At 69.5% G+C, this 12,619-nt stretch carries 15 protein-coding genes; 7 read left to right on the top strand and 8 right to left on the bottom strand.

Annotation, left to right across the window (positions count from 1 at the left end; translation table 11 throughout):
* Positions 1–48: 48 nt before the first annotated feature.
* On the top strand, positions 49–699 hold the full coding sequence (locus tag OG579_RS13460) for a TetR/AcrR family transcriptional regulator (protein ID WP_045821087.1): 651 nt from the start codon (positions 49–51) through the stop codon (positions 697–699).
* Positions 700–715: 16 nt separating this feature from the next.
* Here OG579_RS13460 and OG579_RS13455 read toward each other — a convergent pair whose 3' ends face one another.
* Positions 716–1,537: an SDR family oxidoreductase gene (locus OG579_RS13455; protein WP_328856332.1), complete on the bottom strand. Its 822-nt coding sequence runs from the start codon at positions 1,535–1,537 to the stop codon at positions 716–718.
* Positions 1,538–1,553: 16 nt separating this feature from the next.
* Positions 1,554–1,985, bottom strand: a complete 432-nt coding sequence (locus OG579_RS13450; RefSeq protein WP_045821085.1) for a GtrA family protein — start codon at positions 1,983–1,985, stop codon at positions 1,554–1,556.
* Positions 1,986–2,159: 174 nt separating this feature from the next.
* Here OG579_RS13450 and OG579_RS13445 point away from each other — a divergent pair, with 174 nt between their 5' ends.
* The 3 genes from OG579_RS13445 (at position 2,160) to OG579_RS13435 (ending at position 5,564) form a co-directional block, all read left to right on the top strand.
* Entirely contained in the window at positions 2,160–3,377 is a 1,218-nt protein-coding gene (locus OG579_RS13445) for an alpha/beta hydrolase family protein (protein ID WP_328856331.1), read from the top strand.
* Complete coding sequence (locus OG579_RS13440; protein WP_328856330.1) at positions 3,374–4,609, top strand: alpha/beta hydrolase family protein; 1,236 nt, start codon at positions 3,374–3,376, stop codon at positions 4,607–4,609. The genes OG579_RS13445 and OG579_RS13440 overlap by 4 nt, the downstream gene beginning before the upstream one ends.
* 67 nt (positions 4,610–4,676) lie before the next feature.
* Positions 4,677–5,564: a crotonase/enoyl-CoA hydratase family protein gene (locus OG579_RS13435; RefSeq protein ID WP_055784892.1), complete on the top strand. Its 888-nt coding sequence runs from the start codon at positions 4,677–4,679 to the stop codon at positions 5,562–5,564.
* A 99-nt stretch (positions 5,565–5,663) separates the two neighbouring features.
* Here OG579_RS13435 and OG579_RS13430 read toward each other — a convergent pair whose 3' ends face one another.
* The gene (locus tag OG579_RS13430) at positions 5,664–6,092 is read right to left on the bottom strand and encodes a DoxX family protein (RefSeq protein WP_328856329.1); all 429 of its coding nucleotides are present in this window, start codon (positions 6,090–6,092) and stop codon (positions 5,664–5,666) included.
* Positions 6,093–6,208: 116 nt separating this feature from the next.
* On the opposite strand from OG579_RS13430, the gene OG579_RS13425 reads away from it, so the two are divergent.
* On the top strand, positions 6,209–7,093 hold the full coding sequence (locus OG579_RS13425; RefSeq protein ID WP_328856328.1) for an alpha/beta hydrolase: 885 nt from the start codon (positions 6,209–6,211) through the stop codon (positions 7,091–7,093).
* 46 nt (positions 7,094–7,139) lie between these two features.
* Positions 7,140–7,619, top strand: a complete 480-nt coding sequence (locus OG579_RS13420) for a DUF2231 domain-containing protein (protein WP_328856327.1) — start codon at positions 7,140–7,142, stop codon at positions 7,617–7,619.
* 20 nt (positions 7,620–7,639) lie between these two features.
* Here the strand turns inward: OG579_RS13420 and OG579_RS13415 are convergent, their stop codons facing one another.
* The 3 genes from OG579_RS13415 to OG579_RS13405 form a co-directional block, all read right to left on the bottom strand.
* Entirely contained in the window at positions 7,640–8,044 is a 405-nt protein-coding gene (locus tag OG579_RS13415; RefSeq protein WP_328856326.1) for a PLD nuclease N-terminal domain-containing protein, read from the bottom strand.
* 66 nt (positions 8,045–8,110) lie between these two features.
* A complete protein-coding gene (locus OG579_RS13410) occupies positions 8,111–9,439 on the bottom strand; it encodes an alpha-hydroxy-acid oxidizing protein (protein ID WP_328856325.1) in 1,329 nt (442 codons plus the stop codon).
* Positions 9,436–10,032 (bottom strand): DinB family protein, encoded by a 597-nt coding sequence (locus tag OG579_RS13405; protein WP_328856324.1) that lies wholly within the window; start codon positions 10,030–10,032, stop codon positions 9,436–9,438. The genes OG579_RS13410 and OG579_RS13405 overlap by 4 nt, the downstream gene beginning before the upstream one ends.
* Positions 10,033–10,085: 53 nt before the next feature.
* Here OG579_RS13405 and OG579_RS13400 point away from each other — a divergent pair, with 53 nt between their 5' ends.
* Entirely contained in the window at positions 10,086–10,739 is a 654-nt protein-coding gene (locus OG579_RS13400) for a YoaK family protein (protein WP_328856323.1), read from the top strand.
* 40 nt (positions 10,740–10,779) lie between these two features.
* Here OG579_RS13400 and OG579_RS13395 read toward each other — a convergent pair whose 3' ends face one another.
* Positions 10,780–11,421, bottom strand: coding sequence for a response regulator (locus tag OG579_RS13395; protein ID WP_045821143.1), 642 nt, complete (start codon positions 11,419–11,421; stop codon positions 10,780–10,782).
* Entirely contained in the window at positions 11,391–12,614 is a 1,224-nt protein-coding gene (locus tag OG579_RS13390) for a sensor histidine kinase (protein WP_328856322.1), read from the bottom strand. The genes OG579_RS13395 and OG579_RS13390 overlap by 31 nt, the downstream gene beginning before the upstream one ends.
* Between the last annotated feature and the right edge of the window lie 5 nt (positions 12,615–12,619).

Below are 12,619 nucleotides of genomic sequence, written 5' to 3'. Positions count from 1 at the left end.
AGTGCCTTCACACTTGGAATCATCGTCAGAAGTGAGGTGAGATCACCGGTGGACACCACCCCCGACATCCCGGCCAACCGACTCGATCGGCGGAAGGCGCGCACCCGGGCAGCACTGATCGACGCGGCGTGCCGGATGCTCGAGGGCCCCCGCGGCACCGACGCCAGCATCTCCGAGATCACCGAACTCGCCGACGTCGGGATCGGATCGTTCTACAACCACTTCGCGGGCAAAGCCGAGCTGTTCGACGCCGCCATCGCCACCACCCTCGACACCTACGGCCGACTGTTCGACAGTGCCACCGAGGGGCTCACCGACCCAGCTGAGGTGTTCGCCGCGGGCGTGCGGATGACGATGCGGCTCAATCGGTCCCACGCACGGGTGGCGCGGACGATGGTCGGCGTCGGGATGAGCTACCTCGATCGCGACGACGGGTTGGCGCCCCGAGCGCTGCGTGACCTCGACGCCGCACGGGCATCCGGACGTCTCGACATCGACGACCTGCCCGCGGCACTCGCGTGTACCGCGGGATCGCTGCTGGGGTGCCTACATCTCGTCACCCGCGATCCCGCCATGGACACCGAGCGTGTCGCCGACGAGCTCGCGACGAATCTGTTGCGGATGTTCGGGTTGTCGAAGGCCGACGCGTACGAGGTCGCCCACCGACCCCTGCGGACACCGGCGCCCGAGATCGAGTGACCTCGACGTGCGCGCGTCAGGCGTCGCCGCGCAGCGAGCGCTGGTAGCGCTGCATGCCCGCGATCCAGCGGTCGTAGTCCGACCCCTTGCGCTGGTACATCGTCAGCACCTCGGGGTGCGGCAGGATCAGGAACCGCTCGTCGCGCAGCGCCTCGATCACCACGGCCGCGACGTCCTCCGGTTCCAACACGGTGCCCGCGCTCGTCACCGCGTTCGCGGCGATCGAACCTCCGTCGCGATCGCCGGAGAAGCCCGCGTTGAGCAGTTCGGTGTTCACGCCCATCGGGCACAGGCAGCTCACCCCGACACCGGAGTCGCCGTAGGTGACGCGCAACCATTCGGCGAACCCGACCGCGGCGTGCTTGCTCACCGAGTAGGTGACCGAACCGATCTGCGTCAGCAGACCCGCGGCCGACGCCGTCGACAGGAAATAGCCACGACCACGCTCGACCCAGCCGGGCACCAGGGCGCGCGCGGCGCGCACGTGGGCGAGGACGTTGACGTCGAGCGCGGTCTGCCAGGCGGCGTCGTCGGAATCGAGCCCGAGGCCCGCGGTGATACCGGCGTTGGCGACGTAGAGATCCACCGGCCCGAACTCGCGTTCGGCGGTGGCGACGAGCTCGGCGATCACCGCGTCGTCGGACACGTCACCGGCGACCGCGGCCGCACGGGTTGCGCCGGTGTCGGTGTTGATACGTTCCGCGACCGCACGCACGCGCTCGGCGTTCAGGTCGGCGACCACCACCGAACCGCCCTGGTCGACGATGGCCCGGGCGACAGCGGCACCGATGCCCGCGCCTGCTCCGGTGACGACTGCGACGGCGCCTGCGAGTTCCATCTGGCGATGCTAACGATCAGCGGATGCGGAAGATGACGGCGCGCTGCACAGCGAAGTTGATGACGGTCGCCGTGCCCTGGGCCAGGACGAACGCGGCCAGGCTGTACAGCACCTCTTCGGGCCAGACGTGCGACAACACCGAATAGATCCCCACCTGCACCGCGAAGGTCACCAGATACAGCGCGACCACCGCGATGAAGCGTGCACGGCTGGGTTCGGCACGGAAGGTCCATCGACGGTTGATGAGGTAGGCCGTCGTCGTCCCGGCGATGAAGCCGACGGTCTTGGCGAGCCAGTACGGCGCGCCGAGCAAGTACTGCAGCACCAGGGTGATGCCGAAATCGAGGACACCCGAACCGGCGCCGGTCACCACGAACCGGACGAGCTGCGTCTTCAGGTCGACGTCGGTCGACGCCTCCTGATCGTCGAGCGGCAGCTCGATCGGCATCGGGGCGTGCGGGCTCCGGAACTCCTCGTGGGCGTGATGTACGTCCTGCTCGCCCCGGGGGGCATCGGCGCGTTCGGATCCCTGCTGTTCGGACACGCCGGTCAGACTATCCCCACCGGCGGCCGGCGCCTCGATACGTTCCGACACGACGTTCGCGGCACTAACGTTGCCCGCATGAGCCACCGTCCTGCCGGGTCGCGCGTGGTCGCGACCGTCATCGCGACATTCCTGCTGGTGCTGTCGACGGGCGTCGTCGCCGGTCCGGCCCTCGCCGACCAGCCGCCACCCACCGGTACACCGAACTGGTCGGGGCTCGACGTGCGCGACTACTCCGGACCGATCCCCGCGCGCGCCGGGACGCTGATCGAGTCGACTCCCCTCGCGCCGTCGCTGTCGATCCCGGGTGCCGGATCGGCCTCGCGGATCCTCTACTCGACCATCGATCAGCACGACAGGGCAGCCGTGAGCACCGGTGCGGTGTTCCTCCCGCGGGGCACCGCACCCCGGGGTGGATGGCCGGTGTTGGCCTGGGCGCACGGGACCGTCGGGATCGGCGACGACTGCACCCCCTCGGCGCAACCGCGCGCCCAGCGTGACAGCGACTACCTCGCGCACTGGCTGCGGCGCGGCTACGCCATCGTCGCCTCCGACTACGCGGGACTGGGAACCCCCGGTCTGATGAGCTACCTCAACGGCGTCGCCGAGGCGCACTCCATCGTCGACTCCGTGACAGCGCTTCGTGGACTGCGGGTCCCGACCGCCGCGCGATGGGCCATCGTCGGGCAGTCGCAGGGTGCGGGTGCGGCGATGAACGCCGCGCGACTGGCCACCTCACTGACACGCGGCACCGGTCTCGACTACCGCGGGGTCGTCGCCACCGGCACGCCGGCGAACATCGAGACCGTCCTGCAGTTCGGAGGTCCGACCTTCCCGCCGTTCGCGTTGCCCACCGGCCTGACGACGTACACCACCTACATTCTCGCGGCCATCCGCGAGGCGCGACCGGATCTGCGCGTCGACGACATCCTCACCGCCCGCGGTCGCGCCGCCGCCGACAAGGCCGAGGTCCGTTGCTACCCGGAGCTCCGACAGGACCTCACCGGAGCCGACCTCCGCACCTTCTTCGCCAAGCCGGTGTCGTCGATCCCGAACGCCTACGACGAGCTCCATCGGTTCATCGGCACCCCCGCGAGCGGTTACGACCGGCCGATCTTCCTCGGACAGGGCCTCACCGACGTCGACGTCCCGGCGCCCTCGGCGTTGTCGTTGGCCGCGCAGCTCACCGCGAACCGTCAACCCGTCGAGTTGCACGACTACCCGACCGATCACTCCGGCACGGTGTACGCGTCGGTGAAGGACTCGACACCGTTCCTGGCCCGGATCCTGCGGTGACGCACCCGCTCCGACGTCGTTGGCTGCGCGCAATTCTCGTCGGCATCGTCGTCGCGGCGCTGTCGGTCCTCGCCGCGCCCGTGGCGTCGGCGATCCCGGCGCCGGGTACGCCGCTCACCCCCGAACCGGCACCGATCTGGTCGGGCCTCGACGTCCGGGACTACTCGGGCCCGATCCCCGACCGCGACGGTGCACTGATCGCCGAGCGCCCCCTCGATACGCGGCTGTCGTTGCGGGAGGCCGCACGCGCCTACCGGGTGGTGTACGCGACCACCGACGCACGCGGCCGGCGGGCGATCAGCACCGGCGCGGTGTTCGTACCCCGCGGGCAGGCGCCCGCGGGCGGTTGGCCCGTGATGGCCTGGGCGCACGGCACCGTGGGCATGGGGGACGACTGCGCACCGTCGGCGCAGGTGCGGTCGGAGTCCGACGCGGCCTACCTGAACCACTGGCTCACACGCGGTTTCGTGATCACCGCGACCGACTACACCGGAATGGGGACCCCGGGACTGCTCGGCTACCTCAACGGTGTCGAGTCGGCCCATTCGGTCGCCGACTCGGTGCGAGCGGTCCACCAGCTGCCGATGCCTTTGTCACGCAGGTGGGTGGCCGTCGGTCACTCCGAGGGTGCCGGTGCCGCACTGAACACCGCACGCCGCGCCGACGAGTTCACCGCCGGAGCCGGGCTGGACTACCGCGGCGTCGTGGCCACCGGAGCCCCGGCCAACATCGAGTCCGCCCTCGTGCTCGGCGGCCCGCAGTTCCCGCCACTGACACTGCCCCGCGCGCTGAACGGATACGTGCTCTACATCCTCGCCGGATTCCGCGACGCACGACCCGATCTGCGCATCGACAGCCTGCTCACCCCACTGGGGCGGCGACTGGCCGACCTCGCCGGGATCACCTGTGGCACACAGCTTCGTCCCTACGCGCGCGATCTCGATCTGCGCACGCTGTTCACCAGGCCGCTGTCGTCGATCCCGAACATCTACGGCGCGCTGCGGTCGTACCTCGGCACGCCCGACAGCGGTTACCGCGAACCGATCTTCCTCGCCCAGGGGCTGCTCGACGTCAACGTCCCGGCCCCGTCGGCGTTGTCGTTGGCCGCGCAGCTCACGGCGAACCGCCAGCCACTGGAGCTGCGGGTGTACCCGGGCGCCGATCACCCGGGCGTCCTCGTCGCCGCGCGCCCCGACGCCGACCGTTTCCTGGATCGCGTGCTCGGGCGGTGACGACGTCGGCCCCATCGCCGACTCCCGTAGGTTGGGATCCATCCGACCGCGAGGGAGCCGTGCACCGATGAACCGTGAGACCGTCCGCTACGAGGTCACCGACGGTGTCCTCGTGCTCACCCTGACCCGCCCCGAGAACCTCAACGCGTTCACGGTGCAGATGGCCGACGATCTCGAGGCCGCGTTCGACGAGGCGTCGGCCGATCCGGAGGTTGCCGCGATCGTGGTGACCGGCGAGGGCAAGGCCTTCTGCGCCGGCATGGATCTGAGCAGCGAGGGCAACGTCTTCGGGCTCGACGAGGACCTGCAGCCCACGCTCGCCGATCTGTACGACCGCTTCGACGACCCCGCCATCGTCAGCGGCGTGCGCGACACCGGTGGCCGCGTGTCCCTCGCCATCTACCGCTGCCCCAAGCCGGTCATCGGCGCGATCAACGGCGCAGCGGTCGGTATCGGGGCCACGATGACCCTCCCGATGGACTTCCGGTTGGCGTCGGAGAAGGCCCGCATCGGGTTCGTCTTCGGGCGGCTCGGCATCGTGCTGGAGGCGTGTTCGAGCTGGTTCCTGCCGCGCGTGGTGGGGATGCAGAACGCCCTCGAACTGATCTACACCGCCGACATCGTCGACGCCGAACGGGCCAAGGACCTCGGACTGGTGCGCTCGATCCATCCGCCCGAGGAGCTCCTCGACGCGGCGATCGCGTTGGCGCACAGGTTCGTCGACGGCCGCTCACCGGTCGCCACCGCCCTGATGCGTCACATGCTCTACCGCAACAGCGCTTTCGCCTCCCCGGTCGACGCCCACCGGGTGGACTCTCTCGCGATGTACTACACGTCGATCGCCGACGGCAAGGAGGGCGTCGCGGCGTTCCTGGAGAAGCGTCCGGCGCAGTTCACCTCGACGCTGCCCGCGGATCTGCCCGATTTCCTCGCCGAGACCGACTCGATCCGGTAGCCGACCAGCGCTGCCGAGAACGTCCCCGAGAGATCCCACCGAGGGGTATCTGCCCTCGGTGGGCCCTCAGGGGGACGTTGTCAGCAGCAGCCCGTGTCGTCAGCTCTTGCGGAGTCCGAACACGGCGAGGAGCGCCGGGCGACGCAGCACCATCGCGATCCACAGTGCGACACCGAAGTACACGGCGAACAGTGTGGTGCTCACCAGCGGTGCGTCGTCGTTCCAGTTCGCGGTGACCGCTCCCCCGAGGTAGGCGGTGATCCCTATCGCGCCCAGCACCGCGGTGCGCGGGATGGCCCACACCACGAGGCATCCGGCGAGCACGATGCCCATGACCGTCGCCTGTGTGGTGCTGAAACCGAGCTTCTCGGTGCCCTCGACGACGGACTCGGGTTGGAAGAGCTTGCCGAGGATGTCGAACAGCAGGAACGCGCCGAGCAGCATGCTGAGAACCACTCCGATGGTGTGGGCGCGCGATCGGCGGGTGGTGGTGGTCGTGTCGGCGGGGGTGGTGGCTGTGGTGGTCATGGTGCCCTCCGTGGATGTGATGGTGTCGGTGGGGTTGACCGACACCGGCGCCTGAACTCATCGGTCGTCTCCAGAAACCACTCGCGGCCTGCACCGTGGCTTGTACCGTCGGTCCGGTGAGAGAGTCCGTGGAGTTCACCGACAGCACCGGCACATCGCTTCCCGTGTACCGGTGGGCACCCGAGAGCGATCCACGCGCGGTCGTGATGATCGTCCATGGCATGGGCGAGCACGTGCTGCGCTACGACCACGTCGCCGCGGCGCTCACCGCCGCGGGCGTCGCCGTCTACGGATACGACCAACGCGGCCACGGTGCGGGGATCGGTGAGGGTGTGCCCGGCGAGATCGGGGAGGCCGGATGGTCGGCTCTCGTCGCCGACATCGCCGAGGTGGCCCGATGGATCCGACAGCGCGAACCCGGGTTGCCCATCGGCGTGTTCGCGCACAGCATGGGGTCGTTCGCGACCCAGCAGGCGCTGCCCGCGCACAGCGACGCGTTCGACGCCGTCGCGCTGTCGGGCACCGCGGCGATCGACATCCTCGAACCGGCACTCGACCTCGACGCACCGCTGGACCTCGCCGTCTTCAACGCGCCGTTCGAGCCGAGGACGGGATTCGAGTGGCTCAGCCGCGACGACGCCGCGGTCGACGCGTACGTCGCAGATCCGTTGTGCGGCTTCGGGCTCGACGGTGAGGCGAGCCGCGCCATGTTCATCGGGGCGCGTCCGCTGGCCGACCCCGCGGTGCTCGCGCGGATCCGGCCGGATCTGCCGCTGTACATCGCGGTCGGCGATCAGGACCCGGTGAACGGCGGTCTCGCGTTGTTCACGCCGTTGGTCGATCGGTTGCGGGATGCAGGAGTGGCGGACGTGACCACCCACGTGTACCCCGGTGCCCGACACGAGATCGTGAACGAGACCAACCGGGCCGAGGTCATCGGCGATCTCGTCGAGTGGCTGTGCGACAGGCTGATCGGGTCGCCGGAGGGCTCCGTCGACTAATCGGACAATGGCGTCCTGAGCCGTTCTTGGCTCCTATGCTGAGGCGATGGACACCATCAACGGCATCCCGGCCCACCCGCTGTTCGTGCATCTCACCGTGGTCGCGATCCCGCTGGCGGCGATACTCGGCATCCTCGCGGTGGTGTGGCCGGCGGCCCGACGCAAGATCGGGATCATCGCGCCGATCGTCGGGCTGGTCGCGGTGATCATGACACCGCTGACGACCAGCGCCGGTGAGTCATTGGAGAAGAAGGTCGGCCCGAACCAGTATCTCGCCGATCACACCGAACTCGGCGACAAGATGATCATCGTCGTCGCACCGCTGTTCGTGTTCATCGTGGTCTTCTGGGCGCTGAACAACGACTGGATCATGGGCAAGGTCGCCTCGAAGGTGTCGATACCCGCTCGCGCGGTGACGATGTCGTCGGTGGCCGCCGCCGTGATCGTCGTCGGCTTCGCCATCGCGGCGATCGTGATGGTGTACCTCGTGGGCGAGAGCGGCGCGCGCTCGGTCTGGTTGGGATAGCAGCACGACCCACCCACCGGTCAGAAACCGTCCGACTCCCTGCGGCGACGTTCGATCTCGGCGACCCGGCGCTGGTGCTCGGCCCGCTCGCGGCACTGCTGCAGGAACGCCGCGTCGGCCTCGGGATCGGACGGCACGAAGCGGCCTTTGCGGTCGTACTCCGGGAAGGCACTCGCCACCGGGTCGGTCCGCGCGCGACGCGGACGTCGGCGACGCCGCCGACCGATGAGCAGCCAGGCGAGCAGCCCGACGACGGGGAACGCCACCACGATCAGCAGCCACGCCCACTGCGGGAGCCCGCGGATGTAGACGGTGTCGCGGCCGAGCACGTCGATCGCACCGACCACCGCCAGCACGATCAGCAGGCCCGTCAGCAGCGCCGAGTACGGCAGCGCCGAGGTCCCGATCATCTCGAAATAGGGCATCACACCTCCGCGAACCGGTCACCGACGACGACCACTATCGCACGACTGAACGGCGGGGAGGAGCGATCAGCGCCGACCCATGTGGCGCAGTGCGTCCGGGGTGAGGGAGGTGACGTCGGTGTGCCCTGACAACCCCAGCGTGAGATCGAGCTCGGCGATGATGTTGGCGACGGCGTCGCGGGCGCCGTCGCGACCGTTGATCGCGAGGCCGTACATGTGGGGGCGACCGATGCAGACGGCGTCGGCCCCCAGGGCGAGCGCCTTGAACGCGTCGGCTCCGGTGTAGACACCGGAATCGATGAGCACCTTCGCCCGCCCGTCCACAGCGGCCACCACGTCGGGGAGCGCGTGCAGAGAGCTGATCGAGCCGTCGACCTGTCGCCCACCGTGATTGGAGACGATGATGCCGTCGATGCCCATCTCCACCGCGGTCCGCGCGTCGTCGGGGTGCAGGATGCCCTTCAACACGACCGGCAGTGACGTCCGTTTTTGCAGCCCCGCGATGTCGTCCCAGGTGAGCGACGGGCGCGAGTAGATGTCGAGGAACGTCTGCACCGACTGCTTGGGGACCGGCGACGCCAGGTTCTTGAGAAGCGATCCCGGCAGGTGGCGCGCCATCGAGAACAGGGTGGACACGGCGGCGCGGGTGAGCTCGACCTTCGGTCCCGCGGCGCCCGAGGGGTTCGCGATGCGCTCGGCGACGATGTCGCGGAACCGCGGGTCAGAGGTGTACTGCGCGATGCCCTCGGCGCGCGCGAACGGCAACGATCCGAGGTTCAGGTCTTGCGGGCGCCACCCCAGCATGGTGGTGTCGAGGGTGACGACGATCGCCTCGGCGCCCATGTTCTCCGCGCGACGCACGAGGGACTCGACGAGGGCGTCGTCGGTCGACCAGTACAGCTGGAACCAGCGCGGCGCCCCCGGCGTCACCGCTTCCATAGCGGCCGCGGTGTCCTCCATCGGCGAGCAACCCTGGTTGGAGAAGATGTACGGGACACCCAGTTCCGCTGCGGCGGAGCCGATATGGATGTCGGAGTCGGGGTGGGCGAGTTCACCGGCACCCACCGGCGAGAACAGCACGGGCGCGGGCAGGGTGGTACCGAAGAGGTCGACGGACAGGTCGCGTCGGGAGACGTCGCGCAGCACGCGGGGGACGATCGCCCAGTCGTCGAACGCGGCACGATTGGCGCGCATCGTCGCACCCTCGCCGGCACCGCCCCCGATGTAGGCCCACGCCCGCGGACCCATCGCCCGCTTCGCGCGACGCTCCAGCTCGGCGAAATCGGCGGGTACCGAGGGGATGTGGCCGAACACGCCAGCCGAGTAGATGGCGTTCTGGCGGGCACGTCCCGGCGACGGCGGTGTCGCGGTGGGGCGTTCGATCTGATCGGTCATGATCTCCCTTTCACGGCGTCGGCCACACTCTGCAGCCGTGCCACGTACTGGTCGCGGGCGCTCTGATCGGCATGCGACAGATTGTCGTTCGTCTCGTACATGCCTGCGGCGCCGTCGATCTCCTCGCGGAGGATGTCCATCTGCCCGACGTGTCGGGCCGTCTCGGTGATCATGTGCACCAGCACGAGACCGAGTGTGACGTCGCGCTTCTCGGGCGGCCACCACGGTACGGTCCCGGTGGTGGTGAGCGTCGACGCGTCGAAGGTCTCCTGCGCGTGCGCCCAGGACCGCCGGTACAGCGCGACGATGTCGGCGACGGATTCGGCTGCGGTGGCCCACAGGTCGGCGTCGTCGTCGCTGCCCCGCCACGGTGTGGCGATGTCGATGGGGCGGCCGAACGTGTCCCCGAAGTAGTCCAGCTCGACCCCGGCCAGATGTTTGACCAGTCCCAGCAGATTCGTGCCCGTGGGCGTCAGCGGGCGACGGAGGTCGTATTCGTCGAGGCCCTCGAGCTTCCACAGGGCCGCGTCGCGCAGGAGTTGCAGGCGGGCCTGCAGCTGATGCTGGAGCACGGTCAGGGCGTCGGCGCTCATGCGTGCGAGCCTAATCCCGCGCCCCGGTCGGCGGGCTGCCTAGGGTTGCGGGGATGAACACGGTTTCGCGGCCGCCGACGACATTGATCGGGTGCCTGCTGAGTGCTGCATCCGGGGCGGTCGACGTCGTCGTGTTCACAGGCCTCGGCCACGTGTTCGCGAGCGTGATCACCGGGAACGTGGTCGTGATCGGTGTCGGCATCGGTTCGGGCGACGCCACGGCGATGTCGCACGCGGCGGTCGCCGTGCTCGCCTACGCCGTCGGGGTGGCACTCGCCGCGGGGTTCACCCGGTCGAATCGCTCCGCCGCTCGGCGCCTCGGGTGGCTTCACCTGGCCGAACTCGTGGCGCTGGTGTGTGTGGCCGCACTGTGGATCGCGGCGGATGCCCACCCCGGGGGTGCGACCGCGTACGCGGCGTTGGTGCTCGCCGCCGGCGCGATGGGGGTGCAGACCCGCGCGTTCGCCCTCGTCGGTGTGCCGGGACTGTCGAGCACCTATTTCACCGGCACGCTCACCGGACTGCTCACCGATCTCGTGGTCGACGGTCGGCTCAACCGGTCGGCCGCCCTGGGGTTGCTGTCGTTGCTGGCCGGCGCCTCTGCGTCGGGTGCGCTGGTGTCGCACGCCGCCGTCGCGGCACCCCTGCTCCCCCCGGTGCTCGTCGCCGCGGTGCTGTTCCTCACCCTCCGCCGACCGGGCAGGTGAGTGCGTCGATCGGGCAGGTGAGGTCACGATCGGCGGTGGGTCAGAGAAGGCCTCGCTCGTAGGCGACGCGGACCGCGGCGGCACGGTCGCGGACCCCGAGCTTCGAGTAGATGTGGAGCAGATGGGTCTTGACGGTCGCCTCGCTGATCACCAGGCCCTGCGCGACCGTCCGATTCGTCCCTCCACCGGCGATGCGGGTGAGGACCTCGACCTCCCGGTCGGTGAGCTCCTCGTGGTGCCGCCGAGCCATCAGGCTCTGGGCGGCGCTGGGCGCCAACACACTTCGTCCGGCCGCGGCGTCGACGACGGCGGCGATCAGTTCATCACGCCCGAGCGCCTTGAGGAGATATCCGTCCGCGCCGGCATCGATCGCGCCCGCGATGTCACGGTCGGCGTCGAAGGTGGTGAGCACCAGGATCCGTGGACGGGCGCGGTCTCGGCGCCGCAACGCCTCGATGGCGGGAACGCCGTCGCCGCCGGGCATCCGGAGGTCCATCAACACGACATCGGGGTCCAGCTCGGTGACCTGGGCGACGGCTTCGGGCCCCGACGACGCCGCACCGACGACCTCGATCCGCTCGTCGCCGGCGAGCATCCCGGTCACGCCGTCGCGGACGATCGGATGGTCGTCGGCGATCACGAGTCGGATGGTCACGCCGGCACCACCGCGCTCACCAGGCATCCCCCGCCGATCTCGGTGGCGATGTCGACCGTTCCACCCGAGGACGACACCCGCTCACGCATCCCCCGCAACCCGTTGCCCTCGCGGATCCGCTGCGGGTCGAAGCCGTCGCCGTCGTCCTTGATGTCGAGCAGCACACCCTCCTCGACATAGGACAGGCAGACGTCGACCGCGCGGGCATGTGCGTGCCGCGACACGTTCGACAACGCCTCCTGACAGATCCGCAGGAGGTCCTGATCGGCATCGGTGGGGACGGGGTCGCCGGCGATCTCGACGTGCGCGGCCAGCCGATGGACGGTCGCCCAGGCGTTGACCAGTTCGGTGACCGCGACCGGCAGGGGCTGCGCGTCGAGCATCGGCGACCGCAGCGCGTACACGGCGCGTCGGGCCTCGCCGAGACCGGATCGAGCCAGATCCTTCGCGGTGTCGACCCGGCCGCGCCAGTCGGTGCCGTCGATGGCCTCGAGCTGACTGACGATTGCCACGAGGTCCTGGGCGACGGTGTCGTGGATCTCCCGTGACAGCCGTGCGCGCTCCTCGAGCACACCCTGTTCTCGCGCCCGCAGCAGGAGTTGTTCCTGCAGTTCGACGTTGCGCTGTTGCACCTGCTCGAGTTCGTGCACCGCGGCCTCGCGTCGGGCGACCTCCTCGTCGCGGCGCGCGCCCACCCAGCTGAACAGGACGACCAACCCGGTGTTGATCAGCACCAGGACGCAGAACGCGGGCCACGACCGCCCGAGTTGGTCGAATCCGCCGATCTGCGACACCGCCGCCAGCACGGCGTTGGCGGTCATCGCGATCCAGAGACCGGCACCGGTGAACATCATCAACGCGGTCAGGTATCCCATGAACGCGTAGATCCCGTAGAACGGGCTGAGCCAGATCAGCGATGCGGTGAGCGCGAACTGCACGACCACGATCAGCACGCGCGCCCGGCCCGACACCGTGCTGCGGCGCACCCATGTGCACTGCAGCGCGAAGGCCGCCGCCGACAGGACGATCAGGGCGACGAAGGCATCGGTGTCGGCGGGCAGTCCCACGAGCGCGCTGATCATCAGCGACGCCAGGATGAGTCCACCGGGGATCACCGTCAGCCAGACCGGCGCGATATCGAATCGCTGCCAGTTCAGCGGCTCCGGGGTGCGTTGCTGCCCACGCATGGGCTGATCCTGCCACGCCGGGCGCCCCGACATCGTCG

Origin of the sequence: Williamsia herbipolensis (assembly GCF_036153515.1) — a bacterium.
GTDB lineage: Bacteria > Actinomycetota > Actinomycetes > Mycobacteriales > Mycobacteriaceae > Williamsia_A > Williamsia_A herbipolensis.
The sequence above is the reverse complement of the archived record's forward strand: the minus strand, read 5'-3'. Positions and strand labels throughout refer to the sequence as shown.